Raw genomic sequence first — 26815 nt, forward strand, 5'->3', positions numbered from 1 at the left:
ATACGGAGCGAGAACGCTCCGTCCCTCCTGCCCGTAGGTAAATGCTGCTGTGAGAGCTGCTGTGAGAAAAAGCTGTTCTTCGGAAGGTACCTCAGCACGGGGACCCGTGACCGCCTTCCCTTGCTCCAACGGCGGGAGGGCGGTACGGGTTCCCGTGGCTTCAGCCCCCGTAGACGTGCGGCGCGAGTGTGCCGACGAAGGGGAGGTTGCGGTACTTCTCCGCGTAGTCGAGGCCGTAGCCGACGACGAACTCGTTGGGGATGTCGAAGCCGATCCACTTCACGTCGATGGCGACCTTGGCGGCGTCCGGCTTGCGCAGGAGGGTGCAGACCTCGAGGGAGGCCGGTTCGCGCGAGCCGAGGTTCGACAGCAGCCATGACAGGGTCAGGCCGGAGTCGATGATGTCCTCGACGATCAGGACGTGCTTGCCCTTGATGTCGGTGTCGAGGTCCTTGAGGATCCGCACGACGCCGGAGGACTGGGTGCCGGCGCCGTAGGAGGAGACGGCCATCCAGTCCATGGTGACGGGGGTGGACAGCGCGCGCGCCAGGTCCGCCATCACCATCACGGCGCCCTTGAGGACGCCGACGATGAGCAGGTCCTTGCCCGCGTACTCCGCGTCGATCTTCGCGGCCAGCTCGGCCAGCTTCGCGTCGATCTCTTCCTTGGTGATGAGCACCGACTTGAGGTCGGTGCCCATGTCCTTCTCGTTCACCCGGGTCACTTTCGTTGCAGCTTGCGTCAGCCTTGCCGAATGACCAGTCTGCCACCCTGGCGCCGTGCCTCGACGCGGCCGGGCAGATTGATGGCTCCTTGGCCGCGCCAGCCGGTGATGAGCCTGTCGACCTCTTCGATGTGGCGGGCGAAGAGGGATCCGGCGGGTGCGCCTTCGGCGATCATGGCGCGGCGCAGGATGCGGCGGCGGACGGCGGGCGGGAGTCCGTAGAGCTTGGCGCATTCGAGCCGGCCGGCTTCGTCGCGTACGGAGGTCTCCGCGTCGGCGGCCCAGGAGTCGAGGGCGTCGGCGTCGTCGCGGGAGAGCTGGGCCGTGCGGGCGAGGGCTTCGACGACGCCTTTGCCGAGGGCCTTCTCGAGGGCGGGGAGGCCTTCGTGGCGGAGGCGGGAGCGGGTGTAGGCGGGGTCCGCGTTGTGGGGGTCGTCCCAGACGGCGAGTTCTTGGGCGACGCAGGCCTTGCGGACGGTCTGCCGGTCGAGCTCGAGGAAGGGGCGGCGGTAGCGTCCGGCGGCGCCGGAGACGGCGGCCATGCCGGAGAGGGAGCGGATGCCTGAGCCGCGGGCGAGGCCGAGGAGGACGGTTTCGGCCTGGTCGTCGCGGGTGTGGCCGAGCAGGACGGCGGTGGCGCCGTGGCGTTCGGCGGCGTCGTCGAGGGCGGCGTAGCGGGCGTCGCGGGCGGCGGCTTCGGGTCCTCCTTCGCGGCCGACGGTGACGGTGACGGCTTCGACGGGGTCGAGGCCGAGTGCGGCCATGCGTCCGGCGACCTCGGTGGCTCGCTGGTCGGAGCCGTCCTGGAGGCCGTGATCGACGGTGATGCCGCCGGCGCGGACGGCGAGTTTGCGGGCTTCGAAGGCGAGTGCGGAGGCGAGCGCCATGGAGTCGGCGCCGCCGGAGCAGGCGACAAGCACGAGGGGGTGCTTGTCGGGTGTCGCGGCGGGGTCTGTCCGGTGCTCGGTGATGACGTCGTGGAGTACGCGGCGGACCGCCAGGCGTATCGCCGCGACCGCAGGATGGGGACCCATGTCCGGTGCCCTTCGTGATGGGGTGGGGTGCCTCGGTCGGAGTCTTAACGGTCGGAAGAGGGGTTTCGGTCACTCAGAGTGCGTCGATGGTGACAGAACCTGGCCGTTACCCGAGCATTGCACGCCCCACCCTTTGCCTAGGGTCCCTCGGATGGGTGATTGGTGGTGTGTTCTTCCGTCGTACGACGCACCCGTCTCACGAGTCTGCCTTACGGTGCACCCTCGCCACCCAGTCGGCCGGTTTGGCGATCTCGGCCTTGGTGGGGAGTGTGTTCGGGGAGGTCCAGACGCGGTTGAAGCCGTCCATGCCGACCTGATCGACGACGGCACGGACGAAGCGCTCCCCGTCGCGGTACTGGCGCAGTTTGGCGTCGAGGCCGAGGAGTTTGCGCAGGGCGAGGTCGAGGCGGGAGGCGCCGCGGGCGCGGCGCTGCTGGAACTTCTCGCGGATCTCGGCGACGGAGGGCACGACCTGGGGGCCGACGCCGTCCATCACGTAGTCGGCGTGGCCTTCGAGGAGGGACATGACGGCGGTGAGGCGGCCGAGGATCTCGCGTTGCTCGGGGGTCTGTACGAGTTCGACGAGGGAGGGGCCGGGTTCGCCTTCCTCTCCTTCGGGGCGGCCGCCGGCGAGGGCCTGGGCGGCTTCGCGCAGTCGTTCGACGACGGTGGAGGGGTCGACCTCGGTCGCGCCGAGGAAGGACTGGATCTCGCCCTGAAGGTGGTCGCGGAGCCAGGGCACGGCTGTGAACTGGGTGCGGTGGGTCTCCTCGTGGAGGCAGACCCAGAGCCTGAAGTCGTGGGGTTCGACGGCGAGTTCGCGTTCGACGTGGACGATGTTGGGGGCGACGAGGAGGAGTCGGCCGCCGCCGTTGTCCCCGGCGGGGAGTTCGCGGGTGGCGGGGGCGAAGGTCTCGTACTGGCCGAGGATCCGGGAGGCGAGGAAGGACAGGAGCATGCCGAGTTCGACGCCGGTGACCTTGCCGCCGACGGTGCCGAGGACGGTGCCGCCGGGGGTGTTGGAGCGGCGTTCCTGCATCTTGTCGAGGAGGGGGGAGAGCAGTTCGCGGAAGCCGGCGACGTTGGCCCTGACCCAGCCGGCTCGGTCCACGACGAGGACGGGTGTGTCCCGTGGTTCGTGGCCTTCGGGGATCATTCGGGTGAAGGCCCTGACGTGTTCCTCGGAGGCCTTGGCGTGGCGGCGCAGCTCCGCGACGACCTCGCGGGCCTCGTCCCGGCTCACCTCCGGGCCGGGCCTCAGCAGTCGGGTCGCGGTCGCGACCGCGAGATTCCAGTCGACCATCTCGGCACCACCGATGCTCGTCATGCGTCAACCGTACGTTCTCGACGCGTGTTCGGTGAGGCTTCGGACCTGTTCAGCCCTGGGGGGCGAGTGCGGCGGAGAGCCGGTCGAGGGCGGGTTGGGCCGTGTAGGGCGAGGTGGTCCGTCCGGCGAGGAAGGCGAAGGCGAGGAGTCGGCCGTCGGCGGTGACGACGGTTCCGGCGAGTGTGTTGACGCCTGTCAGGGTGCCGGTCTTGGCGCGGACGAGGCCGGCTCCATTGGTGGCGGGTGCGGTGTCGAAGCGGCTTTCGAGGGTGCCGCTGAAGCCGCCGACGGGCAGGCCGGTGAGGACGGGGCGCAGTGCGGGGCGGGTGGGGTCGGCCGCCCGGGTGAGGAGGCCGGTGAGCAGGGCGGCGGAGAGCCGGTCGTCGCGGGAGAGGCCGCTCCCGTCGGCGAAGTGGGTGCCTGCGGTGGGGAGGCCGAGTGCGGTGAGTTCGGCCCGGACGGCTTCGCCGGCGCCGGCGAAGCTCGCGGGCTGCTCGTGGGCGAGGGCGGTCTGCCGGGCGAGGGCTTCGGCGAGGTCGTTGTCGCTGTGGGTGAGGGTGCGTTCGACGAGGGCGGAGAGGGGTGCCGACTCGGTACGGGCCAGGGGGGCGGCCTTGGGGTCCGTGCCGTTTTTGGGGGCGCGGGCGGGGGTGGGGCTGCCCTGGACGTTCGTACCGGCCTCGCCGAGGAGCTCGGCGAAGGCGGTGGCGGTGTCTCCGGCGGGGTCGGCGGTGCGCGGGGCGGGTCCGCTGTCGGAGTCGTCCAGGCGGCCCTCGTCGAGCATGAGGGCGCCGACGGGGGCGATGTTGTCGTTGGGACCTATGGGGTGACGGGCGGGGCCCTGGTAGAGGCTCGTGTCGTAGGCGACGCGTACGTCGGTGACGCCCCGGTCCTCGAGGGCGCGGGCGGTGCCGTCGGCCAGGGCCTTCAGCCGGGTGCGGTCCAGGGTGGGGTCGCCGCCGCCGACCAGGGTGACCGTGCGGCCGTCGGGGGAGGCGACGACGGTGGTGGGGATGCGGTGGTCGGGGCCGAGGGCGGAGAGGGCGGCGACCGACGTGGCGATCTTGATCGTGGACGCCGGGGTCATGGGGGTGGTGGCGCCCTCCCCGTAGAGCTGCTTCCCGGTGGCGACGTCGACGACGGAGGCGGTGCGCAGCGTGCCGAGGCCGGGGTCGGCGAGGAGCGGTACGAGGGTGGTGGCGAGGTCGCCCGGGAGGCTGGTGTCCGGGGCGTCGAGGGAGCGGAGCACTCCGGCGGCGCTGGGGGCGGGGGCGGGGCGCTGCGGGCCCGCGGGGGGCCTGGGGGCCGCGTGATGTGCGCCACCTGTCGGGGTCGCGGCGGCCGCCCGGGCGCGCTCGGCCTTACGCTGGCCGTTGTCCCACGGTCCGGCGGCGGTCACGGCTCCGGCGGCGAGGGCCAGACCCAGTACGGCGGAGCACGCCGTGAGCTGCCAGGTCCTCGGCTCCGGCATTGCTGACCAGCCCCTTTCGCGATCACACACAGGCGTGAGGGACACTTAATCACTGCGCGTCGTCGCAGGCATTCACATGTGTTGATTCAGGAGGAGCCACCCGTGGAGTTCGACGTCACCATCGAGATCCCGAAGGGGTCGCGGAACAAGTACGAGGTCGACCACGAGACGGGTCGCATCCGCCTGGACCGTCGTCTCTTCACCTCGACCAGCTACCCGGCCGACTACGGCTTCGTCGAGAACACCCTCGGCGAGGACGGCGACCCGCTGGACGCGCTGGTCATCCTGGACGAGCCGACGTTCCCCGGCTGCCTGATCAAGTGCCGCGCCATCGGCATGTTCCGTATGACGGACGAGGCCGGCGGCGACGACAAGCTGCTGTGCGTCCCCGCGTCGGACCCGCGCGTCGAGCACCTGCGCGACATCCACCACGTGTCGGAGTTCGACCGTCTGGAGATCCAGCACTTCTTCGAGGTCTACAAGGACCTGGAGCCGGGCAAGTCCGTCGAGGGCGCCGACTGGGTCGGCCGCGCCGAGGCCGAGGCCGAGATCGAGGCCTCCTACAAGCGCCTGGAGGCGCAGGGCGGCGCCCACTGAGTGGGCCTCTGCTGAAGCTGTGACGGGCGGTGCACCTCGTGGGTGCGCCGCCCGTCTCGCGTGTTGTCGTATGCCCGTGCCCATACTGGGCAGACAGCGCGAATGGGAGTGAGGGCGAAGAGAGTGGTCGCGGAGGCGGACGGCCCGGAGGACCGGAAGCCGCAATCGGACGAGGCGCGCAGCGCCTTCACACAGCCGGCGGGGGTCGAGCAGCCGGCTGTTCCGGAGGAGGAGCATCCGACCTCCGAGTTCGCCGTTCCCGAGGGGCTGGCTCCGGAGCCGCCCGCCGAGCCCGAGGGTTCGGCGTTCGCTCCGCCGTCCACGTACTCCGCGAAGCACGCACCGCCGGCGTTCACGCCCGCCCATGGCATTCCGCTGGTGCGGCTGTCGAAGGACGCTCCGTGGCAGGACCGCATGCGGACCATGCTGCGGCTTCCGGTCGGGGACCGGCCGGTGCCGGAGACCCGCAAGGTGGAGGACGAGACGGGGCCCTCGGTGGGCCGTGTGCTGGACCTGACCCTGCGTATCGGTGAGCTGCTGCTCGCGGGTGGGGAGGGCGCGGAGGACGTCGAGGCGGCGATGTTCGCGATCTGCCGCAGTTACGGTCTGGACCGCTGCGAGCCGACCGTCACGTTCACGCTGCTGTCGATCACGTACCAGCCGTCGCTGGTGGACGATCCGATCACGGCGAACCGGACGGTTCGGCGCCGGGGCACGGACTACACCCGGCTGGCGGCGGTCTACCAGCTGCTGGCCGACATCAACGCGGAGGAGCACGACGTCACGCCGGAGGAGGCGTACCGGCGGCTCGCGGAGATCCGGCGGAACCGGCACCCGTACCCGGGCTGGGTGCTGACCATGGCGGCGGGTGTCCTGGCGGGCGCGGCCTCGGTGCTGCTGGGCGGTGACCTCACGGTCTTCTTCGTGGCGGCGCTGGGCGCGGTGCTGGGGGACCGGCTGGCGTGGCTGTGCGCGGGGCGCGGGCTGCCGGAGTTCTACCAGTTCCTGGTGGCGGCGATGCCGCCGGCCGCGATGGGGGTGCTGCTGACTCTGCTGCACGCCGATCTGCGGCCCTCGGCGGTCATCACGGGTGGTCTGTTCGCCCTGATCCCGGGGCGGGCCCTGGTGGCGGCCGTGCAGGACGGTCTGACCGGCTTCTACATCACGGCCTCGGCCCGGCTCCTGGAGGTCGGGTACTTCTTCGTGGCGATCGTGGTGGGCGTGCTGTCGGTGCTGTACGTGGCCGTGCAGTTCGACGCGGAGCTGAACCCGGAGGGGGCGCTCGGTCTGGTCGAGCGGCCGGTGGTGCAGATCCTGGCGGCGATGGTGCTGTGCGCGACGTTCGCGATCCTGTTGCAGCAGTCGCGGGCGACGGTGCTGTTCGCGACGTTGAACGGCGGAGTGGCGTGGGTCATCTACGCGTCGATCGCGGTCACGGCGGACGGCTCTGCGGTGATGGCGACGGCGGTGGCGGCCGGCCTGGTGGGTCTCTTCGGGCAGCTGATCGCCCGGTACGAGCACACGTCGTCCCTGCCGTACGTGACGGCGGCGATCGGGCCGCTGCTGCCGGGTTCGGCGACGTACTTCGGGGTGCTCTCGATCGCGCAGAACAACCTGGACCAGGGCTTCGCCAACCTGGCGAAGGCGGCGGCCCTGGCCCTGGCGATCGCGATCGGGGTGAACCTGGGAGGCGAGCTGGCCCGCCTCTTCATGCAGGCTCCGGGCGCGGCGGCGGCCCGCCGCGCCGCGAAGCGGACGCGTGGTTTCTAGGCGGGGTCCGGGCCGGACGACCGTCCGGCCCGGGGGCACCGACTAGCGCTTGGCGTGGCGGCCGCGCTCGGTGGGGGTGTCCTGGTCGTCCTGGTCGCCCTGGGCGCGGGCCTTCTTGGACTGCGAGCGGGCGCGCAGGTACTCGATCACGATCGGGATCACGGAGATCACGACGATCAGGATGAGGATCGCCTCGATGTGCTCGTGGACGAAGTCGATCTTGCCGAGGGAGGCGCCGAGCAGGGTCACGCCCGCGCCCCACAGCACGCCGCCGATGATGTTGAACGTGATGAACGAGCGGTAGTTCATCCGGCTCACACCGGCGATGATCGGCGTGAACGTGCGCACGATCGGGACGAAGCGGGCCAGGATCAGCGACTTCGGGCCGTGCTTCTCGAAGAACTCGTGCGCCTTCTCCACGTTCTCCTGCTTGAAGAGCTTGGAGTCGGGGCGCTTGAAGAGGGCCGGGCCGACCTTGCGGCCGAAGAGGTAGCCCACCTGGTCGCCGATGATGGCGGCGGCCACGATGAGCGTGCAGACGAGCCAGAGCGGCGTGTCCAGCTTTCCGGTGGTCACCAGCAGGCCGGTGGTGAAGAGCAGCGAGTCGCCGGGCAGGAAGAACCCGATGAGCAGGCCGGACTCGGCGAAGACGATGACGAGGACACCGATCAGGCCGAAGGTCTGAATCAGATAATCCGGGTCCAGCCAGCTCGGTCCGAGGGCAAGCGTATTCACGGGTTCCGGGCTCCTGCGGTTGATGGGGGCATGGGACGGCTGCCCCAAAGTATCAACGCTTTCTTACGACCTCGGGTTCCATCCGGCTCCCACCGGGCCCCTCCGGGATGCGAGGGCGGACGGCCGGGCCGAGGCTGGGGGCCAGGAGGTGGATGCGGATGGGCATCGAGGAGTACGGAGGCGGTCAGGGACCGCAGCCCGACGTGCTGGTCGTCACGACCAACGACGTTCCCGGCTACGAGGTGCGTCAGGTGATCGGCGAGGTCTTCGGTCTGACCGTGCGCTCGCGGCATCTGGGCAGCCAGATCGGCGCGGGGCTGAAGTCGATGATCGGCGGGGAGCTGAAGGGTCTGACGAAGACCCTGGTGGAGACCCGCAACCAGGCGATGGAGCGGCTGGTGGAGCAGGCGAAGGCGCGCGGTGCCAACGCCGTGCTGATGTTCCGCTTCGATGTGACGGAGGCGGCGGACGTGGGGACGGAGGTCTGCGCGTACGGCACGGCAGCGGTGATCGCTCCTCGCGCCTGAACGGGCGGCGACACCCCCAACTCTCGGGGTGTTGTGCGCCTTTTGTCCCCTTATGGTGGGGCGGTGGCCACCGATACCCCGTCGTCCGCGCCCCCGCCCCACGTCCCCGAGACGCCCCTGCGTCTCCTACTACCGCAGATCCTGCCCGCCCTCGTCGTGGGTGTGCTGGCGAGTCTGCTCTTCCTCGCGATCGAGCGGATCTCCGAGGAGTTCGAGCACGTCCTGTGGGACACCCTTCCGGACGCCCTGGGCATCGGCGGCTACTCCTCGCTCTGGATGATCGTCATGCTCACCGCGACGGGCATCGCGGTCGGGCTCGTCGTCTGGAAGGTTCCCGGGCACGCGGGCCCCGACCCGGCCTCCACCGGGCTCGAAAGCCCCCCAGTGGCCCCTTCGGTCGTCCCCGGGCTGCTGCTGGCGGGCACACTCGCGCTGGCCGGCGGGGTCAGCCTCGGCCCGGAGAATCCGATCATCGCGGCCAACATCGCGCTCGCCTACTGGCTCGGCCGCAAGGTGGCTCCTGCCGCCCCCGGCGCGCTGTGGGTCGTGCTCGCCTCCTCCGCCACCATCGGTGCCCTCTTCGGCACGCCGGTGGCCGCGGCCCTGGTCATCTCCGAGGCCCTCACCCACCAGCCCGGCGCCCGGGGCTCGTTGTGGGACCGCCTCTTCGCCCCGCTGGTCGCCGCCGGGGCCGGGGCGATGACCACCTCGCTGCTCACGGACTTCACCTTCGACCTGTCGCTGCCTCAGGTGCCCCACCCCGGATGGGGCGACCTGCTCGCCGCGATGGTCGTGGCCACCGCCGCGGCCCTGTTCGGCCTCCTCGCCTGCTACGGCTTCCCTCATGTCCACCGGGCTTTCAAGAGACTGAACCACCCCATGCTGATGCTGCCCCTCGGAGGCCTGGTCCTCGGCCTCCTCGGCGCGCTCGGCGGGCCCCTGACCCTCTTCAAGGGCCTGGAACAGGTCAAAGAGCTCTCCGCGAACATCGGCGGCTATTCCTCGGGCGATCTGGCGAAGATGGCCGTGGTCAAGCTCGTCGCCCTGGTGATCGCCGCCTCCTGCGGCTTCCGCGGCGGCCGGATCTTCCCTGCCGTGTTCATCGGTGTCGCGTTCGGCATGTTCGCCCAGGCGCTCGTGCCGGAGATCCCCCCGGCCGTCGCCGTCTCCGCCGGTGTGCTCGGCGTGCTGCTCGCAACCACCCGGCAGGGCTGGGTGAGCCTCTTCGTCGCGGGCGTCCTCGCCCCCCAGCCCTCGATGTTCGCCGTGCTCTGTCTGGCCTCCCTGCCCGCCTGGCTGGTCGTCACCGGCCGCCCCCTGCTCGAACTGGACGAGTCGGGCCGCGCCCTTCGTTGAACCACCCCCGGACTGCACCGATACACCCCCAGAAGGAGCCCCCATGGCACTGCACAAGGGTCACGCCGAACCCGAGCCGGATCGGCACCTCGCCCTCAACCCCTTCTACGGCCTGGCCAACCCGGTCGGCGGCATGACCGAGGCGCCGCCCATCCACCGGCTGCCCGACGGCCCTCTGCCTCCCATGAGCGCCTATCAGGTGGTCCACGACGAGCTGATGCTTGACGGCAACTCCCGGCTCAACCTGGCCACTTTCGTCACCACCTGGATGGAGCCCCAGGCCGGGGTCCTGATGGCGGAGTGCCGCGACAAGAACATGATCGACAAGGACGAGTACCCGCGCACAGCCGAACTGGAGCGGCGCTGCGTGGCCATGCTCGCCAACCTCTGGAACGCCCCGGACCCTTCGACCGCCGTCGGCTGCTCCACCACCGGCTCCAGCGAGGCGTGCATGCTCGCCGGCATGGCCCTCAAGCGCCGCTGGGCCAAGCGGAACCCCGACCGCTACCCGGCGAGCGCCCGGCCCAATCTGGTGATGGGTGTCAACGTCCAGGTCTGCTGGGAGAAGTTCTGCAACTTCTGGGAGGTCGAGGCCCGGCTCGTGCCCATGGAGGGCGACCGCTTCCACATGGACGCGGAGTCGGCCGCCGCCCTCTGCGACGAGAACACCATCGGCGTGGTCGCCGTGCTCGGCTCGACCTTCGACGGCTCCTACGAGCCGGTCGCGGAGATCTGCGCCGCGCTCGACGCCCTCCAGGAACGGACCGGGCTCGACATCCCCGTCCACGTCGACGGCGCGTCGGGCGCGATGATCGCCCCGTTCGTGGACGAGGACCTGGTCTGGGACTTCCGGCTGCCCCGGGTCGCCTCGATCAACACCTCCGGTCACAAGTACGGCCTCGTCTACCCGGGCGTGGGCTGGGCTCTGTGGCGCTCGCCGGAGGAGCTCCCCGAGGAGCTGGTCTTCCGGGTCAACTACCTCGGCGGCGACATGCCCACCTTCGCTCTCAACTTCTCCCGGCCGGGCGCCCAGGTCGTCGCGCAGTACTACACGTTCCTGCGGCTCGGCCGGGAGGGCTACCGGGCCGTCCAGCAGACCACCCGGGACGTCGCCCGCACGATCTCCGAACGGATCGAGGCGATCGGCGAGTTCCGCCTCCTCACCCGCGGCGACCAACTGCCGGTCTTCGCGTTCACCACCGCCCCCGACGTCGGCCGCTTCGACGTCTTCGACGTCTCGCGCCGACTGCGGGAGCGCGGCTGGCTCGTCCCGGCGTACACCTTCCCCGCCAACCGGGAGGACCTGTCCGTGCTGCGTGTGGTCTGCCGCAACGGCTTCTCGGCCGACCTCGCGGGGCTGTTCATCGAGGACGTGAAACGGATCCTGCCCGACCTGCGACGTCAGTCCGGCCCTTCGGCCGACAGCAAGGCGGCCGCCACCTCCTTCCACCACTGAGCACACCGGCCGCCCTTCACGGGCTCTCGCCCTCGCACCCCAGGCCGAACTCCGCCCAGCGCTCGCCGTCGACGGATATGTCGTACAGACAGCTGGTGTTGTGGCGGAGCAGCCCGAGGGGCGTGCGGCGGGTGAAGGTCGTGCCCTCGCCCGAGGGGCGGAAACTGCTGCCGCCGTCGAGGCTCACGTACTCCCGGTCCTCGGCTCCGATCAGCACCCGGCCGCCGGGGCCCGGAACGGGGATCCCCAGGAGCGTACGGGGCTCGATCATCGGCCCCGTCGTCCACATGCGCTGCCAGGTCCGGCCGCCGTCCAGAGAACGGTGCAGCGCCCGCATGGGGTTCTTGACGGGGTCACCGCCCTTCAACTCCCCCATCTCCGCCGCGTAGACGACGGACCGGCCGACCGCGACCGCCGTGTACCGGCCGGGCTCGGTGGTCGGGCTCGGCAGCCGGCTCACCGACCAACTGCGGCCCTGGTCCCGCGACACGGCCACGGCGGCCCGCCCCGACAGCGGGTCGGTCCCCGAGGCCCACCACGAGCCGTCGGGCTCCGCCACCTCGGCCGGCCTCGGACGCGCCCCGAGCAGCGGCCCCTCGGCGAGGGCGCGCCGCCGCCCGTCCTCCGGTGAGATCACGACCAGCCGCTGCCGGACGCAGTCGTCCACCCATGCCCCGGCGGGCTGCGCGCAGTCGGTGGTGAGCACGGCCCCGGCCGGTATCACCGGGGTCGTACCGACCGTCCTCAGGTCGCCGACGCGCCAGCTGCGACCGCCGTCACGGGTGAACCAGGTCCGCCGCTTCTCGGGCTCGGCACCGCCCTCCTCGATCAGGGCGCGCCCGGGCCCGAGCGCCAGCAGCTGGGACGAGATGCCGTCCGTCCCCCGGGTCTCGGGCAGTGGGGAGCTCCGCAGCACCCAGCTCTTCGCGCCCCGGTCGAGGACGGCCACATGCTGCCTGCAGAAGCCGTTCTCCGGCAGCCGCTCGTCCGTCACGCAGTCGGCGAGCAGGGCGAATCCGCTGCCGTCGGAGGCGAATCCCAGGGAGTGCGACCACCCGGGGAGCTGCCGCCCGGACGGTATCCGCGGCGGCGGGACGGCCGATGCGCCCGAACCGGCGCCCGCCGTCCCATCCGTACGCGAAGAGCCGGGAGAGCCCGACCCCGCAGAACCCGGACCCGGAGAGCCCGGAGAGCCCGAAGACCCCGAGCCCCCCGAGCCCGTACAAGCCGTCAACACCAGCGCCACGACGGCGCCGGCCACTCCGAAGAGCCTGCGCATCGCACGTCCCCCGTCCCTTCGCCCGGTCCGCGGTGAACCGTCTGCCCTAGTTACACCGCTCGACCGGTTCGGGTTCCCGCTACACGCTCAGCCGCCTGAACTTCCTTACCGCCAGCGGGAAGAAGACCGCGAGCAGCAGCAGCGGCCACACCACCGCCGCCATCACGTGCCCCGGCTCACCGCCCGGGTTGCCGAAGAGGTCCCGTACCGCCGTCGCCGTCGCCGACATCGGGTTCCACTCGACGACCGTGCCGAGCCACCCCGGCATGGACCCCGGCGCGGCGAACGCGTTGGAGAGGAAGCCGATCGGCCAGACCAGGATCTGTACGGCCATCACCAGCTCCGGCCGCCCCGCCACCATCGCGAGGTAGATCCCGATCCACAGCATCGCGAAGCGCAGCAGGAGCAGCAGGCCCATGGCCCCGAGGAAGGCGCCGAAGCCGCCGTGCGCCCGCCAGCCGATCGCGTACCCGACGCCGACCATCACCACAAGGCCGGCCGCGGACTGGAGCATGTCGGCGACCGAACGTCCCACGAGCACCGCGCCGTCGACCATGGGCATCGAGCGGAAGCGGTCGATCACGCCCTTGTTCAGGTCCTGGGTGACGGCGGTCATCGTGCCTTCGAGGCCGAAGACCATCGTCAGCGTGAGCATGCCGGGCACGAGGTAGTCGACGTACGCGCCCTCGATCTCCCGGCCACCGCCGACGAGATAGCCGAACATCAGCAGCATCATGACCGGGAAGGCGAGGCCGACCACCATCACGACCGGCTGCCGCGCCCAGTGGGCCAGTTCCCGCCGGGTCATCGTCCAGCAGTCGCTCATCACATACGCCGCGCTCATGCCGCCACCTCCGCTTCCTCGTCCTTCACGTCGCCGGTCAGGTGGAGGAAGACCTCGTCGAGGGTCGGCCGCCGCAGGGCGATGTCCTCCGCCTCGATCCCGGCCGCCTCCAGAGCCCGCACGGTCTCGGCCAACGCCGCCATCCGGTCCGTGACGGGCGCGCTGATCCGCCGCCGGTCGGCGTCCACCACCACCTCGGCCCCGGGGGCGGGCAGCAGCCGCGCCGCCTCGGCGAGCCGCCGCCCGTCCCGCAGGACGACGTCGATGCGGTCGCCGCCGACCTTGGCCTTCAGCTCGTCGGCCGTGCCGTCGGCGACGACCCGGCCGTGGTCGACGACCGAGATCCGGTCGGCGAGCTGGTCGGCCTCCTCCAGGTACTGCGTGGTGAGCAGGACGGTCGTCCCCCCGCCCACCAGGGAGCGCACCGACTCCCACACCTCGCCGCGGCCGCGCGGGTCGAGTCCGGTCGTGGGCTCGTCCAGGAAGAGCACCTCCGGCTCCGTGATCAGCGAGGCCGCGAGGTCCAGACGGCGACGCATGCCGCCGCTGAACTGCTTGACGGGCTTGCGTCCGGTGTCCGCGAGCCCGAACCGCTCCAGGAGCTCGTCGGCCCGGGCGCCGGCCCGTCGGGCGCCCAGGTGGTACAGCCGCCCGAACATCTCCAGGTTCTGCCGGCCGCCCAGCTCCTCGTCGACGGCCGCGTGCTGCCCGAGGAGCCCGATCCTGCGACGCACCTCGGCCGCCTGGGTACGGACGTCGAAGCCCGCCACCCGCACCAGGCCCTCCTCGTGCCGCAGCAGCGTGGCCAGGATCCGTACCGTCGTGGTCTTGCCCGCGCCGTTGGGGCCGAGCAGGCCGTGCACCGTGCCGGTGCCGACGACCAGGTCGAGGCCGTCGAGCGCCGGCTTGTCCCCGTACCGCTTCCGCGCGCCTTCGACGACGATCGCGTCAGTCATCCGTCTCCTCCAGTCGAGCCGATCGGCTCAGTAGTCAAATTTGACCACCGCCAGAAGGTATGCCCCCTCCCTCGATTAGTCAAACTTGATTAGTCTTGATGTCCGTCCGGGCGACCCGTCGCGTACGGGTTCTCCTCACCCTCGGCGAGCACCCCCACGAAGGGCTCCCCGCCCTCACCCGCGAAGGAGTACGCACCCGCCTCGATCCGCTCGATCAGGCCGAGCGTCCACTCCTTGCCGGCGTCCGCCGAGTGGACCCAGAGGTGCATGATCTCGCCGATGTGCCCGAGCTGCTGCGGGCCGCCCTCCGGCGTGTAGTACTCGGTGACGGCGGCGCGCCACTCGTCGAGCGCCCGCACCCGCGCGCGCAGCAGCTCGACGACCTCCGTCCGGGGGAGGTCGACGATGAACCCGATCCCCGCGGACAGGACGTCCATCTTCTGGTCGTACGTCGTCAGCGCCTCGCGCAGCAGCGCGAAGTACTCCTCCGTACCCTTCTCCGTCACCTCGTACTCGGTCCGCGGCGGGCCACCCGCCGTGCTCGGCGCGATCTCGTACGCATGCAGCAGACCTTGCTTGGCCATCTGCTTGAGCGCGTGGTAGATCGAGCCGGGCTTGGCGTTGGACCACTCGTGCGCGCCCCAGAACTCCAGGTCGTTGCGGACCTGGTAGCCGTGGGCGCGCCCGTGCTGGCGGACCGCGCCGAGAACGAGCAGTCGGATCGCTGACACCTTCGCACCTCCTAGTCAATTTTGACTAGGGTACGCGTGACAGGCCCGGCACCGTCAGCCCCACGCCATCAGTCCGCCGCCGGGGTTCAGCTCCCGCGCTCGTCACCCGGGGCCTCCGCGGGAACAAGGGCAACCATGAGATGTCCTTCCTGGCACGAAAGAGATGGTGGGTGCCGGGGAGCTCTCCTCTCCCGACACCCACCACGTTACGAACCCTTGAGGACAGCTTCTGTCCTAGAAGGGGAACTGGCTCCGCCCGTGCTGGATCGAGATCCACTTCTGGGTCGTGAAGGCGTCGATCATCGCGTCGCCGTTCAGCCGGCCGATGCCGGAGTGCTTCTCGCCGCCGAACGGCACGATCGGCTCGTCGGCCACGGTGCCGTCGTTGATGTGGATCATTCCGGTGTGGATGCGCTGGGCGACCCGTACGCCCCGCTCGATGTCACCGGTGTGGACGGCACCACTCAGGCCGTACGGAGTGTCGTTGGCGATGCGGATCGCCTCCTCCTCGCCGTCGAAGGGCAGGATGAGCGCCACCGGGCCGAAGATCTCCTGGCTCAGCACGGGAGCGTCGGCCGGGAGGTCGGTCAGGACCGACGGGGAGACGACGTTGCCGTCCGCCGAGCCGTGCAGCAGGGCCGTCGCGCCGCCCGCCACCGCCTGCTCGACCACGGCCGAGACCGACTCCGCCTGCTGGGAGTTGATGAGGGGCCCGATGTGGGTGGCGGGGTCGGCGGGGTCGCCGACGCGCAGCGTCTTCACCTTGGCGACGAACTTCTCGGTGAACTCCGCCTCCAGGGTGCGGTCCACCAGGATCCGGTTGGCGGCCATGCAGACCTGGCCCTGGTGCACGAAGCGGCTGAAGACGGCCGCGTCCACCGCGTAGTCGACGTCGGCGTCCTCGAGGACGATCAGGGCGCTGTTGCCACCCAGTTCGAGGACGGCGTGCTTGAAGTTCTGCGCGCAGACGGTGGCGACGTGGCGGCCGACCTTGTCGGAGCCGGTGAAGGAGATGACCTTCGGGACCGGGTGGGTCAGCAGCGCGTCGCCGATCTCGGCGATGTCGGTCACGACCACGTTCAGCAGTCCGGCCGGCAGACCCGCGTCCTCCAGGACCTTGGCGACGAGCATGCCGCCGCAGATCGGGGTGTTCTGGTGCGGCTTGAGGACGACCGCGTTGCCGAGGGCGAGCGCCGGGGCGACCGACTTGATCGAAAGGAGGAAGGGGAAGTTGAAGGGAGAGATGACGCCGACGACACCGACCGGGAGGCGGTAGACGCGGTTTTCCTTGCCGTCGACCGGAGAGGGCAGGATCCGGCCCTCGGGGCGCAGCGCCAGCTGGATCGCCTCGCGCAGGAACTCCTTGGCGAGGTGCAGCTCGAAGGCCGCCTTCAGGCGCGTGCCGCCGAGCTCGGCCATGATCGTGCCGGCGAGCTCCTGCTCGCGGTCCTCGACGATCCGCAGAGCGCGCTCGAAGACGAGCCTGCGGGTGTACGGGTTGGTCTCGGCCCACTCGCGCTGGGCGCGCTCGGCGGCGCGGTAGGCGTGGTCGACCTCGTCGGCGGTGGCGACAGTGATCGAGGCGAGCTTCTCACCGGTGTACGGGTTGAAGTCGATGATGTCCCACGAGCCGCTGCCGGGCTTCCACTCGCCGTCTATGTACTGGTGGGCCAGGTCGGTGAAGTAGGACATGTATGGAGACCCCTTAACCCGCGGTGGCGGACACTGTGGCAACGCTGATGTCACGTCATCGTACTTACGTGCTACGTGAGTTGGAGGAGTCCCCTGAGAAGGTCGCGACTTTCGGCCGGATCGGGACTGTCCTCGCGCAGCCGCTCCATCACGCGTGCGTACTGGGCGACTTCCTCGCGCTTGTCGAGGTAGAGGGCGCTGGTCAACTGCTCCAGATAGACGACGTCGGAGAGGTCGGACTCCGGGAAGCTCAGCATGGTGAACGCGCCGCTCTCGCCGGCGTGCCCGCCGTAGCTGAACGGCATGACCTGGAGCGTGACGTTGGGGTGCTCGGAGATCTCGATGAGATGCCTCAACTGGCCCTGCATCACGGCCCGGTCGCCGTAGGGGCGGCGCAGCGCCGCTTCGTCCAGGACGGCGTGGAACTGCGGGGCGCTCTCGGAGACGAGGACCTTCTGGCGCTCCAGGCGGAGCGCGACGCGGCGCTCGATCTCGGCGCGCGGGGCGTCGGGGATACCGCGGGCGACAACGGCGTGTGCGTACGCCTCGGTCTGCAACAGGCCGTGCACGAACTGGACTTCGTAGATGCGGATGAGGGAGGCGGCGCCTTCCAGGCCGATGTAGGTCTGGAACCAGCCCGGCAGGACGTCGCCGAAGCTGTGCCACCAGCCGGCGACATTGGCCTCGCGGGCCAGCCCGAGGAGTGAGCCGCGCTCGGACTCGTCGCTGACGCCGTAGAGCGTGAGCAGGTCCTCGACATCCCTGGCCTTGAAGCTCACCCTGCCCAACTCCATACGGCTGATCTTGGATTCGGACGCGCGGATCGAGTAGCCGGCCGCCTCGCGGGTGATGCCGCGCGACTCGCGCAACCGCCTCAGTTGCGAACCCAGCAGGATGCGCCGCACCACGCTCCCGCTCGCTCCGCTCGATTCGACTGCGGTCACGGCTCCAGCCTCTCCTTCGCGGGTCTCGGGCTCCCGGATTGTGCCACTAAACGCTTCAGCCCGTACACATTCGATTACGGAAAGGCGGCAAGTTCAGGGCGACTTCCTGATCAGGAGGAAATCAGTCGGCAGAAGATATGCACAAAATCGGCACGGGGATGGACAGGTCCGGCGCGTGCACGTGCATCTGCCCTTGCATCCCTTGGTCGCATTCGGAACCATGGACCCCGCGCAGCTGCGTACTCGTTCGTGTTGTCGCACCACAGTCGCGATTCCCGGGAGTGCCTCGCATGGGGACGAATGGATCGACCATGCTCGAGCCGTTACGGCAGGGGCTTCCGCCGATCGATCCCGCGGCCGTCTCCACCTCCGCCTCCTGCGCGCTGCCACCCCGCTACGAAGCGGTGCGCGGTGCACGGAAGTTCACACAGGCGACGCTCGCGCAGTGGGAGTTGACCGAGCGTTTCGACGATGTCGCGCTGGTCGTCTCCGAACTCGTCACCAACGCCCTGCGGCACGCGCTGCCGTCGGACGCGCCCCAGGACGAGGGCGGCCGGCCCACTCCCCCGGTCCGCCTGCACCTGATGCGCTGGACGAGCCGTCTGGTGTGTGCCGTACGCGATCCGAGCCACCGGAGCCCGGAGACACGTGAGGCCGACGAGGACTTCGCGGCGGAATCCGGCCGGGGGCTGTTCCTGGTGGACTCCTTCAGCGACGGCTGGGGATGGCACCCGCTGGCCGGGACGCTCCAGGGCAAGGTCGTCTGGGCGCTGTTCCGGCTCGGCCCGGAGTGACGGGCCGTACATGACGTACACGAGAAGGGCCCCCGCCCCAGCCGGGGCCCTTCTCGTCGCGACCGCCCGCCGCGGCCGCTCACACCAGGTGGTCGAACTCCCCGTCCTTGACGCCGAGCAGCAGCGCCTCTATCTCGGCGGGCGTGTAGACGAGTGCGGGTCCGTCGGGGTGGCGCGAGTTGCGAACGGCAACGTTGCCACCGGGCAGCTTGGCGAACTCCACACAGGATCCCTGGGAGTTGCTGTGCCGGCTCTTCTGCCATACGACACCGTCAAGTTCCGTGGCCGCCATGCCGTTGTACGCATGATGCGCATGATGCACTGGTAGCTCCCCGAGATGCTTGATGCAGGTGTCAACTTCCTCGGATCATAGCTGTGTTCATATGCCAATGCATGAGCAGATGCACGTGCACGGGGGGTGGCGTATCGACTACGCCACTCAGCGTGCTACCGACGAGTATGAGTCATGGCCGGTCCCCGCCCTCCTCCGGCAGGGCCTGCGACATCTCGCCCGATTTCCTCCACCCGCCCGCTCCCCCCGGGTCGCTTCCGGGGATGTCACGTCCGGGAGCCCATGCTCGTCCCATGAGCATGACTGACACCAGGAATGTGCTGCTGGCAGGGGCGAGCGGGGTCTTCGGCCGCCACGTCGCCGAGGAACTCACCGCGGCCGGACACACCGTGCTGGGGCTGGGCCGCGGGGCGGAGAACGACGTCGTCGCCGACCTCATGGACCGGGACGCGCTGCTCCGGGCGGTGGACGGGTTGGAGGTGGACACCGTCGTGCACGCGGCGACCGCGCTGCGCGAGCCTCCGCTGAGGCACCGGGACATGGCCACGACCGACGCGCTGCGGGTCGCCGGGACCACCCATCTGGTCGAGGCGGCGCGCGCGGTGGGGGCGCGGCGGATGATCGCCGAGTCGATGGTCTTCGGGTACGGGTACCGGGACTTCGGGGAGCGGGTGATCACGGAGGGCGACGTCTTCGGTCCGACCGGCCTGGACGCGCCGTCCCAGCGGCATGTGGACGCCATGCGGACCAAGGAGGAGCTGATGCTCGGGACCGAGGGGATCGAGGGCGTCGCGCTGCGGTTCGGCGTGTTCTACGGCCCCGGGGGCACCGAGACCATCGTGGATCTGCTGCGGAAGCGGAAGCTGCCGGCGGTCGCCGACCGGGGCAAGGTGCTGCCCTGGGTCCACCTGCAGGACGCGGCGCGCGCGGTGGCGCTGGCGGTCGAGGGCGGACGGCCGGGGCAGGCGTACAACATCGTGGACGACGCCCCGATGGGCTTCGGCGCGCATGTGCGCGCGGTCGCCGCGGTGTTCGGCACTCCGAGGCCGATGACGGTGCCGGCCTGGATGACCCGGCCGATGTCGTACGCGCACACGATCTCGACCACGAACCTGCGGGTCTCCAACGCCAGGGCGGAGGCCGAGCTCGGCTGGACACCGCGGTACCGGGACTGCGCGGCGGGTCTCGCCGCGCTGACCGAGTGGTGAGCGGCCGGCCCGAGGTACCGGGCCGGACCGGACGGAGGCGGGCGAAGCCGCTCAGTCGGACCGGACGGGGGCAGGCGAAGTCGCTCCGCCAGACCGGACGGGGGCCGACCGGGCCGAGGCCCGCGGGGGACCGGCCCGCGTCCGATGGGCACGCGGCCGACCGGGCCGAAGCGGCCGGCCCCAGGCCGACCGGCCCGAAGTCGACCCGGCCACGGCCGACCCGCCCGAAGTCGGCAAGGTCACGGCGGACCGGGCCGAGGTCGGCGAGGTCACGTCGGACCGGCCGAGGTCGGCGAAGTCACGTCGGACCGGCCGAGGTCGACCGTGCAGGCCGGACCGGGCCGAGGTCGGCGAGGTCACGTCGGACCGGCCGAGGTCGACCGTGCGGGCCGGATCTCGTCAGCGCGTGTCGCGGATCTCCCGGTGTCCGCGTCCCAACCCCGCCGCGTTCGCGGCGCTCGTGCCGTGGGTCCAGCCCGCCTCGTCCCACATCGCGCGGACGCGGGTCGTCCGTGTCTCGGGGAACATCTCGTCCGCGCGGGACGTGACCGCGACCTCACGGGAGGCCAGTACCGGCAGGAGCGTCGGGGTCTCGGAGGCCACGCGGCGGGAGGTGGACGCCAGGCGCGTGCCGAGGCGGTTCGCGTACGCGAGCAGGAACGACTGCCGGAAGGACTTCGTACGCTTCCGGCCGCCCGCCCGCTGCTCCGCCTCCGCCCTCGTCATCGCCGCGGTGCCCTGAACCAGGAGCGAGGTGTACAGCAGCTCCACCGGATCCAGGTCCGCCTCGAAGCCGACGACCGTCGAGAAGCCGTACGCCTCGTTCCACACGGCCCGGCAGTGGTTCGCCTCCGCCACCGCGTCCAGCAGGATCGCCTTGGCCTGCTCGTACGGCGGCTCCACCCCGATCCGGACGGCGCCCGGCACATCGCCCGAGGGCGTGCGTGACTCCAGCGCCGCCTCGTCCAGGCTGTGGCGGGCCATCAGCTCCTGCGCCTTGGCCGTCAGCGCCTCCGCCTCCTCCGGGTAGCCCGTCGCCTCCGCCTTGGCGAGCAGGGCACGGACGCGCGTCAGCATCCGCGGCTCCCCCGCCACGGCGGCCGGCAGCACGTCACCGGGCACCGGACCCACCGGCTCCAGGGACGGCAGCCGGACGAGGAGGCCGTACAGCTCCAGGGTCGTCGTCGCCGAGGAGAAGCGGTCCGCCCGGACGGGGGTGGTGTCGAGGTCGGCCAGTTGCGCGGCCCAGCGGTGCGGCAGCCGCTCGTAGCGGCCCGTCTCGGAGGTGATCAGGGCGCCCGCCAGCCGCATGTGCTCCTCGGCCAGGTCCCGCCGCACCAGCCGTACGAGATCCGCAGGCTGCCAGCCCCGCTCCCACGCCCGCCGTACGAACTCCTCGCCCCGGCGCGCCAGTTCGGCGTCCGCCGTCCGGTCCGCCGCGAGCAGGGACGCCGCCGTGTCCAGGGCCGTCTCGTCGTCCGTGTAGAGGGCCTCGAAGGCCTGCTCGACCGTGCTCGTCGTGCTCACGACTGCTTCGCGTCCCATTCCTCGCGCGCCCGACCGATCACCGCACGGTGGTCGAGCGACCAGTCGATCAGCTGCTTGATCAGATGCGTCATGCTGTGGCCCGTCTCCGTCAGCGCGTACTCCACCTGCGGCGGCGTCGTCGGATACACCGTCCGCGTCACCAGCCCGTCCCGCTCCAGACGGCGCAGCGTCAGCGTGAGCATCCGCTGCGAGATGCCGGTGACCAGCCGCTGCAGCTCCTTGAACCGCTTGGGCCCCGCCGCAAGTTCGACGACGACATGGACGGTCCACTTGTCGCCGAGGCGGTCCTGCACGTCCCGTACTCCGCACTCCTCCGCGCAGCTCACGACCGGGTCGGTGGTTACCTCCGTGTGCCCCACTGACATCAATGTGCCTCCTTCCGGGATCCGCGCGCTCGTCCAAGGATGAGTGTCACCGAACACGATCACGAAATCGGGGGAATCATGCTGCTCGTCACCGGTGTCTCCGGCGGTCTCGGCTCGCTCGTCGCGGAGCGCCTCGCAGGCCGCGACGGCGTCGTCCTCGGCACACGCGCCGGGCTGCCCGGCACCCGCCTCGTCGACTTCGACGAGCCCGGCACCCTGCCGGAGGCCTTCGCCGGGGTCGAGACCCTGCTGCTGATCTCGGCCGGCTACGGCGAGGACGACACGGTCGTCGCCCGCCACGAGGCTGTCATATCCGCCGCCGAGCGGGCCGGGGTCGGCCACATCGTCTACACCAGCCTCTCCGGCGACGGCGACCACCTCACGTACTCCCTCGCCCACCGCTGGACCGAGCGGCGGCTCCGGCGGTCCGGCGTGAACTGGACGGTCCTGCGCAACGGGCTCTACGCCGAGTTCCTCACCTGGATCGCCACCCCGGACGCCGACAACCGCATCACCGGCCCCCTCGGCGAGGGCCGGCTCGCCGCCGTGGCCCGCGAGGACCTCGCCGAGATCGCGGTCACCGTCGCCACCGCACCGGCCGCGCACGCCGGCCGCACGTACGAGCTCGTCGGCGAGCGCCCGCTGGGCGGGGCCGACCTGGCGCGGGCGCTGGGCGCCGAGTACGCCCCGGGCACGCTCGCCGAGGCGCGGGCGGCCATCGCCGCCTCCGGCGCCGCACCGTTCCAGGTCCCGATGCTGACGGGCACGTACTCGGCCGTCGCGCACGGCTTCATGGACGGCACGGGGGTGGAGAGCAGCCTGCGGCAGCTGCTGGGGCGCGAGCCGCTGGACGCGCTCGAGGTGTTCGTGGCGGCCGTACGCAAGGGGTAGGGCGAGGGGGCGTTCCACCGGCAGGGGTGGGGCGTTCCACCGGCAGGGGTGGGGCATTCCGCCGGCAGGGGTGGGGCATTCCGCCGGGGGGTGGGGCTTTCCTGCCCCCCGGGGGGTAGGGCCAGGCCTACCTCGTGGACGCCCTCCAGTGGTCGTGATCCCCGAACGGGAAGACGGTTCGCTGGAGCCATGACCTCAACGCCCTCAACGCCCCACTCCGACACCGCCGTTCGGCTCGTCGCGCTCCACCGTCACCACCGCGACGTCCGCGCCCTGGACGGTGTCGACCTCGACTTCCGTACCGGGACCTTCACCGCCGTCATGGGCCCCTCGGGGTCCGGCAAGTCCACGCTGCTCCAGTGCGCGGCCGGTCTGGACCGGCCCACGAGCGGGAGCGTCCAGGTGGGCGGGATCTCCCTCGAAGGGCTGAGCGAGCGTCGGCTCACGCTGCTGCGGCGGGACCGGATCGGCTTCGTCTTCCAGTCCTTCAACCTGCTGCCCTCGCTCACCGCCGCGCAGAACGTGGCACTGCCGCTGCGACTCGCGGGGCGACGGGTGTCCCGGGGCGAGGTGCGCGCGGCGCTGGAACGGGTCGGGCTCGGCGGGCGGGAGTCGCACCGTCCCGGGGAGCTGTCCGGCGGGCAGCAGCAACGGGTCGCGATCGCCCGGGCGTTGATCACCCGGTCGGCGGTGCTCTTCGGGGACGAGCCGACCGGAGCCCTCGACTCCACCACCAGTCGTGAGGTGCTGACGATGCTGCAGGAGCTGGTGGACCGGGACGGCCAGACGATCGTCATGGTGACGCACGACCCGGTGGCGGCGGCTCGGGCGGACCGGGTGGTGTTCCTGGTCGACGGGCGGGTCGAGGGGGAGCTGTACGGGCCCACGGTCGAGCGGGTCGCGGCCCGCATGGCCGGCCTGGAGACCGCGACGGAGACGGCGAGCGCGTCCGGGGCGGAGGCCGTCCCGTGCTGACCGTCGTCCTCTCCGGTCTCCGCGCCCGCTGGGCCGCCTTCCTCGGCAGCTTCGTCGCCCTCGCCCTCGGGGTCGGGCTCCTCACCACCATGGGTCTCGGCCTCGCCTCGACCTTCGACGCCCCGGAGCGGGAACCGCGGCGGTTCGCGGACGCGCCCGTGGTGGTGAAGGGGAAGGACGCGGTCACCGTCGACGTCCGGCGGGGGCCGGACACCGCCTCCGTATCGCGCAGGCTCGACCGTCCACAGCCTGTGGATATCGAACTGCTTGCCGAGCTGAAGGCCCGCTGGACCGTCACCACGGCCGGCGGCCCCGACGCCGTCGGCGTCCACGGCCCCGCCGCCGAGATCCGTACCCTCGTGGGCGACCGCGGTCAGGTCCTCACCGGGAACGAGCGGCGGCTCGCCGACCCCGAGCCCGAGCGGGACGCCGAGGCGCTCGTCGCCCTCAACTCCCTTCTCGGCACGGCCGGTGGCGTCACCACCTTCGTCTCCGTCTTCGTCGTCGCCTCCACCTTCGCCTTCGCGGTCGCCCTGCGGCGGCGGGAGTTCGGCCTGCTGCGCACCGCCGGGGCCACCCCCGGCCAGGTCCGGCGGATGCTGCGCGCCGAGGCCGCCGGCGTCGGCATCGTCGCCTCGGCCGCCGGCTGCGCGCTCGGCGCGTGGGGCGCGCCCTGGCTGGCGCGGGCGCTCGTCGACGGCGCACTCGCCCCCGACTGGTTCGCGATCGGCAGCGCCACCTGGCCGCTGCACGCCGCCTTCTGGACGGGGGTGACCGTCGCCCTCGCCGGGGCGGTCGCCGCCTCCCGCCGGGCCGGGAAGGTCGGCCCGACGGCCGCGCTGCGCGAGGCGGACGTCGACACCGACGTCCTGCCCCTCGGCCGGGCGCTGCTCGGCACGGGGCTGCTCCTGACGGGGGCCGGGCTGCTGGTGTGGACCGGGTTCACCGACCCGTCGTCGCTGCTCAAGCGCAAGACGTACACGACCCTGCCGATGCTCCTGATCACCGGCGTCGCCCTGCTCGCCCCGCTGCTCGTCCGTCCGGTGGCGCGCGCCCTGCGGCTGCCGGGGGCGACGGGGATGCTCGTACGGGAGAACAGCGCGGCGGCGGTGCGGCGTACCGCCGCCGTGGCCGCGCCGGTCCTCGTCACGGTGGCGCTGGCCGGCTCGCTCCTGGGCTCGGCGACGACGGTGACGAGCACGAAGGCCGAGGAGGCGCGGGAGCAGACGGCCGCTCGGCACGTGGTCACCGGCGAGGACCTGCGGCCGGTCCCCGGCGCCTCGGCGACAGCGACGACATCCGTCTTCGTACGGGACGGGGACGCGGCGCTCGTGAAGTACGGGGCCCGGGCCGTCTCCGACCCGGCTGCCTTCGCGGATCTGGCGCGGCTGCCGGTGAAGGCCGGGGACGTGCGGGACCTCGACGACCGGTCGATCGTCGTCAACGAGGAGTGGGAGCGGCGGTCCGTCGGCGAGGTCGTCGACGTGTGGCTCGCGGACGGCAGCGGCCCGGTGAAGCTGCGGGTCGTGGCGGTCCTGGCACTCGGGACGGGCGACAACGGCCCGTACGTGACACGGGCGAACGCACCGGGCGCGGCCGTGGACCGGATCGAGGCGTCCGGCGTGGGTCCCGAGGCACTCGCGGCGGCGGGCGGGACGGTGCGGACGGTCGAGGAGTGGGCCGCCGCCACGCACCCCACGACCAGCCCGCAGACCCGGCTCGGGCTGCTCCTGGTGCTCGGCATCGCGCTCGTCTACACCGTGATCGCCCTCGCCAACACCCTCCTGATGGCGACGTCGGTACGCGGCGCGGAGCTGGCCGCGCTCCGGCTGGCCGGCGCCACACGGGCGCAGATCCTCCGGGTCGTGACGGGCGAGGCCGCCCTGGCGGTGGCGATCGGGGCGGCCCTCGGACTGGCGGTGACGGCGGTCAACCTGGGCGCCCTGGGCGTGGGCCTCGCGGCCCTGTCTGCGCCGGTCTCCCTGTCGGTGCCGTGGACGGCGGTCGGCGCGGCGGCGGGGGTGTGCGCGGCGGTCGCCGTGACCGCCTCGGCGCTCCCCGCGTGGCGCGCCACGCGCTGACCGGCGAAGGTGGGTGGACGGGGCGGTGGCCGGGGTCGGAGCCGGGCCACCGCCCCGCCCTGTCAGCCCTGCGCGGCGTACGAGACGAAGGCGGCCCAGGCGGAGGGCGCGAGGTCCAGGTGGGGGATGTCGGTGTCCTTGGAGTCACGGACGTGGACGGCGCCGGGGGTGGTGGCGACCTCGACGCAGGAGTCGCCTTCGCTGCCACCGCTGTAACTGCTCTTGAACCACGCCAGCTCGGATTTGTGGATCATGTCTCTCCCAGCACGTGCTCGATGAAGACCAGTGACTCCCTCGGCGTGAGAGCCTGCGCCCGGATCATTCCATACCGCAGTTCCAAGATCCTCAGCTGTTTAAGGTCGGAAACGGGGCGCCCGTTGAAGGCGCCGGGCGAGCGGCCCACAGCCGTGCCATCGCCGAACTTCAGCATCTCGATACGCCCGTCCATGCTCGCGTGCGCATCAACGTGAGTGGGCATGACCTGAAGCGCGATGCTGCGGTGCAACTGGCACACCTCCAAGAGGTATTGGAGCTGCTGGCGCCAGACCATTGTGCCGCCGATCGGCCGCCGGAGGGTCGCCTCTTCCAGGACGAAGCTGAGCGCCGGCGCGGGCGAGCGGTCGTAGACGGCCCGGCGGGCCATTCGCGCGGCGAGATTCCGCTCCACCTCCTCCTGGGAGTAGGCGGGTTGCCGCATCTCGAACAGGGCCCTCGCATAATCGGGCGTCTGCAACAGCCCGTGGACGTAATTGCTCTCGTACCCCCCGATCTCGACCGCCCGCGCCTCCAACCGCGCCAAGTCCCGCACCTTCTTGGGATAGCGGACTTCTGCCACGTCAGCCTTCATGACGGCGATGAGCCCGCCCGCCCCCAGGGCGTCATCCACCTTGTCCAGGAACTCGGTGCGAGGAATGCGGGCGCCGCGCTCCACTTTGCGGATCAAGTCCTCGCCGTATCCGATCCGTTCGCCGAGCTCGGCGGCGCGCAGCCCCTTCGACTCGCGCCACTTCCTGATCTGCCGCCCCACCGCCGCGACCACCGCCGCACCCGACTCGTCCTCCGGGTCGACCTCCCAGCCCGGCTCTTCCGTCTCGTCCACGCTCACGCTCACGCCCGCCTCCGTGATGCCGTACCTGTGCTCAGCGCCGCATTACCCGACGGGCGCGCGGGACAGCCGGGACAGCGCCGGACAGTCTCGGGACAATCACCGTACGTAAG

At 71.3% G+C, this 26815-nt stretch carries 26 protein-coding genes; 10 read left to right on the plus strand and 16 right to left on the minus strand.

Annotated elements, in window-relative coordinates; all coding sequences use genetic code 11:
* Window positions 1–160 precede the first annotated feature (160 nt).
* From hpt to dacB, 4 genes are all read right to left on the minus strand, one after another.
* The gene (hpt, locus tag ACFC0D_RS04935) at window positions 161–700 is read right to left on the minus strand and encodes a hypoxanthine phosphoribosyltransferase (RefSeq protein WP_132917781.1); all 540 of its coding nucleotides are present in this window, start codon (window positions 698–700) and stop codon (window positions 161–163) included.
* Between the two features lie 41 nt (window positions 701–741).
* On the minus strand, window positions 742–1758 hold the full coding sequence (gene tilS, locus ACFC0D_RS04940) for a tRNA lysidine(34) synthetase TilS (protein WP_376431081.1): 1017 nt from the start codon (window positions 1756–1758) through the stop codon (window positions 742–744).
* A gap of 196 nt (window positions 1759–1954) precedes the next feature.
* On the minus strand, window positions 1955–3085 hold the full coding sequence (locus ACFC0D_RS04945; protein WP_376431084.1) for a zinc-dependent metalloprotease: 1131 nt from the start codon (window positions 3083–3085) through the stop codon (window positions 1955–1957).
* 49 nt (window positions 3086–3134) lie between these two features.
* Window positions 3135–4556, minus strand: a complete 1422-nt coding sequence (gene dacB, locus ACFC0D_RS04950; RefSeq protein WP_376431086.1) for a D-alanyl-D-alanine carboxypeptidase/D-alanyl-D-alanine-endopeptidase — start codon at window positions 4554–4556, stop codon at window positions 3135–3137.
* 102 nt (window positions 4557–4658) lie between these two features.
* Between dacB and ACFC0D_RS04955 the strand changes: the two genes are divergently transcribed.
* Together ACFC0D_RS04955 and ACFC0D_RS04960 are read left to right on the plus strand one after the other, a co-directional pair.
* Window positions 4659–5153 (plus strand): inorganic diphosphatase, encoded by a 495-nt coding sequence (locus ACFC0D_RS04955; protein WP_003968257.1) that lies wholly within the window; start codon window positions 4659–4661, stop codon window positions 5151–5153.
* Between the two features lie 123 nt (window positions 5154–5276).
* Complete coding sequence (locus tag ACFC0D_RS04960) at window positions 5277–6923, plus strand: threonine/serine exporter ThrE family protein (RefSeq protein WP_376431280.1); 1647 nt, start codon at window positions 5277–5279, stop codon at window positions 6921–6923.
* 42 nt (window positions 6924–6965) lie between these two features.
* On the opposite strand, the gene ACFC0D_RS04965 is transcribed toward ACFC0D_RS04960, so the two are convergent.
* Window positions 6966–7658, minus strand: coding sequence for a DedA family protein (locus ACFC0D_RS04965; RefSeq protein ID WP_376431088.1), 693 nt, complete (start codon window positions 7656–7658; stop codon window positions 6966–6968).
* A 158-nt stretch (window positions 7659–7816) separates the two neighbouring features.
* On the opposite strand from ACFC0D_RS04965, the gene ACFC0D_RS04970 reads away from it, so the two are divergent.
* The 3 genes from ACFC0D_RS04970 to ACFC0D_RS04980 all read left to right on the plus strand — a co-directional run bounded on the left by ACFC0D_RS04970 (window position 7817) and on the right by ACFC0D_RS04980 (window position 10997).
* Window positions 7817–8185 carry a YbjQ family protein gene (locus ACFC0D_RS04970; RefSeq protein ID WP_376431090.1) on the plus strand — a complete coding sequence of 123 codons (369 nt, stop codon included), beginning with the start codon at window positions 7817–7819 and terminating at the stop codon, window positions 8183–8185.
* A 63-nt stretch (window positions 8186–8248) separates the two neighbouring features.
* On the plus strand, window positions 8249–9541 hold the full coding sequence (locus ACFC0D_RS04975; protein WP_376431092.1) for an ion channel protein: 1293 nt from the start codon (window positions 8249–8251) through the stop codon (window positions 9539–9541).
* Between the two features lie 43 nt (window positions 9542–9584).
* Window positions 9585–10997, plus strand: coding sequence for a glutamate decarboxylase (locus tag ACFC0D_RS04980; protein ID WP_376431094.1), 1413 nt, complete (start codon window positions 9585–9587; stop codon window positions 10995–10997).
* Window positions 10998–11013: 16 nt separating this feature from the next.
* On the opposite strand, the gene ACFC0D_RS04985 is transcribed toward ACFC0D_RS04980, so the two are convergent.
* The 6 genes from ACFC0D_RS04985 to ACFC0D_RS05010 all read right to left on the minus strand — a co-directional run bounded on the left by ACFC0D_RS04985 (window position 11014) and on the right by ACFC0D_RS05010 (window position 17443).
* The gene (locus ACFC0D_RS04985) at window positions 11014–11991 is read right to left on the minus strand and encodes a WD40/YVTN/BNR-like repeat-containing protein (protein ID WP_376431096.1); all 978 of its coding nucleotides are present in this window, start codon (window positions 11989–11991) and stop codon (window positions 11014–11016) included.
* A 364-nt stretch (window positions 11992–12355) separates the two neighbouring features.
* The gene (locus tag ACFC0D_RS04990; RefSeq protein ID WP_376431098.1) at window positions 12356–13120 is read right to left on the minus strand and encodes an ABC transporter permease; all 765 of its coding nucleotides are present in this window, start codon (window positions 13118–13120) and stop codon (window positions 12356–12358) included.
* Window positions 13117–14076: an ATP-binding cassette domain-containing protein gene (locus tag ACFC0D_RS04995; RefSeq protein ID WP_376431100.1), complete on the minus strand. Its 960-nt coding sequence runs from the start codon at window positions 14074–14076 to the stop codon at window positions 13117–13119. The genes ACFC0D_RS04990 and ACFC0D_RS04995 overlap by 4 nt, the downstream gene beginning before the upstream one ends.
* An 89-nt stretch (window positions 14077–14165) precedes the next feature.
* The gene (locus ACFC0D_RS05000; protein WP_376431102.1) at window positions 14166–14807 is read right to left on the minus strand and encodes a PadR family transcriptional regulator; all 642 of its coding nucleotides are present in this window, start codon (window positions 14805–14807) and stop codon (window positions 14166–14168) included.
* A 234-nt stretch (window positions 14808–15041) separates the two neighbouring features.
* A complete protein-coding gene (locus ACFC0D_RS05005; RefSeq protein ID WP_376431104.1) occupies window positions 15042–16499 on the minus strand; it encodes an aldehyde dehydrogenase family protein in 1458 nt (485 codons plus the stop codon).
* A gap of 71 nt (window positions 16500–16570) precedes the next feature.
* Window positions 16571–17443: a helix-turn-helix domain-containing protein gene (locus ACFC0D_RS05010; RefSeq protein ID WP_376431106.1), complete on the minus strand. Its 873-nt coding sequence runs from the start codon at window positions 17441–17443 to the stop codon at window positions 16571–16573.
* 290 nt (window positions 17444–17733) lie between these two features.
* Here ACFC0D_RS05010 and ACFC0D_RS05015 point away from each other — a divergent pair, with 290 nt between their 5' ends.
* Window positions 17734–18237 carry an ATP-binding protein gene (locus ACFC0D_RS05015; protein WP_376431108.1) on the plus strand — a complete coding sequence of 168 codons (504 nt, stop codon included), beginning with the start codon at window positions 17734–17736 and terminating at the stop codon, window positions 18235–18237.
* A gap of 79 nt (window positions 18238–18316) precedes the next feature.
* Here ACFC0D_RS05015 and ACFC0D_RS05020 read toward each other — a convergent pair whose 3' ends face one another.
* Window positions 18317–18529 (minus strand): DUF397 domain-containing protein, encoded by a 213-nt coding sequence (locus ACFC0D_RS05020; protein WP_329125573.1) that lies wholly within the window; start codon window positions 18527–18529, stop codon window positions 18317–18319.
* Between the two features lie 293 nt (window positions 18530–18822).
* On the opposite strand from ACFC0D_RS05020, the gene ACFC0D_RS05025 reads away from it, so the two are divergent.
* A complete protein-coding gene (locus ACFC0D_RS05025; RefSeq protein ID WP_376431110.1) occupies window positions 18823–19737 on the plus strand; it encodes an NAD-dependent epimerase/dehydratase family protein in 915 nt (304 codons plus the stop codon).
* Window positions 19738–20136: 399 nt separating this feature from the next.
* Here the strand turns inward: ACFC0D_RS05025 and ACFC0D_RS05030 are convergent, their stop codons facing one another.
* Together ACFC0D_RS05030 and ACFC0D_RS05035 are read right to left on the minus strand one after the other, a co-directional pair.
* The gene (locus ACFC0D_RS05030; protein WP_376431112.1) at window positions 20137–21282 is read right to left on the minus strand and encodes a DUF2786 domain-containing protein; all 1146 of its coding nucleotides are present in this window, start codon (window positions 21280–21282) and stop codon (window positions 20137–20139) included.
* Entirely contained in the window at window positions 21261–21650 is a 390-nt protein-coding gene (locus ACFC0D_RS05035) for a winged helix-turn-helix transcriptional regulator (RefSeq protein WP_376431114.1), read from the minus strand. Before ACFC0D_RS05035 ends, ACFC0D_RS05030 begins: the two co-directional genes overlap by 22 nt.
* A 78-nt stretch (window positions 21651–21728) precedes the next feature.
* Here ACFC0D_RS05035 and ACFC0D_RS05040 point away from each other — a divergent pair, with 78 nt between their 5' ends.
* The 3 genes from ACFC0D_RS05040 to ACFC0D_RS05050 all read left to right on the plus strand — a co-directional run bounded on the left by ACFC0D_RS05040 (window position 21729) and on the right by ACFC0D_RS05050 (window position 25597).
* Entirely contained in the window at window positions 21729–22541 is an 813-nt protein-coding gene (locus ACFC0D_RS05040; RefSeq protein WP_376431282.1) for an NAD(P)H-binding protein, read from the plus strand.
* 189 nt (window positions 22542–22730) lie between these two features.
* Window positions 22731–23516, plus strand: a complete 786-nt coding sequence (locus tag ACFC0D_RS05045) for an ABC transporter ATP-binding protein (RefSeq protein ID WP_376431116.1) — start codon at window positions 22731–22733, stop codon at window positions 23514–23516.
* Window positions 23510–25597, plus strand: coding sequence for an FtsX-like permease family protein (locus ACFC0D_RS05050; RefSeq protein WP_376431118.1), 2088 nt, complete (start codon window positions 23510–23512; stop codon window positions 25595–25597). Before ACFC0D_RS05045 ends, ACFC0D_RS05050 begins: the two co-directional genes overlap by 7 nt.
* A 62-nt stretch (window positions 25598–25659) precedes the next feature.
* Here the strand turns inward: ACFC0D_RS05050 and ACFC0D_RS05055 are convergent, their stop codons facing one another.
* Window positions 25660–25851 (minus strand): DUF397 domain-containing protein, encoded by a 192-nt coding sequence (locus ACFC0D_RS05055; protein ID WP_376431120.1) that lies wholly within the window; start codon window positions 25849–25851, stop codon window positions 25660–25662.
* Window positions 25848–26708 carry a helix-turn-helix transcriptional regulator gene (locus ACFC0D_RS05060; RefSeq protein ID WP_376431122.1) on the minus strand — a complete coding sequence of 287 codons (861 nt, stop codon included), beginning with the start codon at window positions 26706–26708 and terminating at the stop codon, window positions 25848–25850. The genes ACFC0D_RS05055 and ACFC0D_RS05060 overlap by 4 nt, the downstream gene beginning before the upstream one ends.
* Between the last annotated feature and the right edge of the window lie 107 nt (window positions 26709–26815).

The organism is Streptomyces sp. NPDC056222 (assembly GCF_042264065.1).
Classification (GTDB): domain Bacteria; phylum Actinomycetota; class Actinomycetes; order Streptomycetales; family Streptomycetaceae; genus Streptomyces.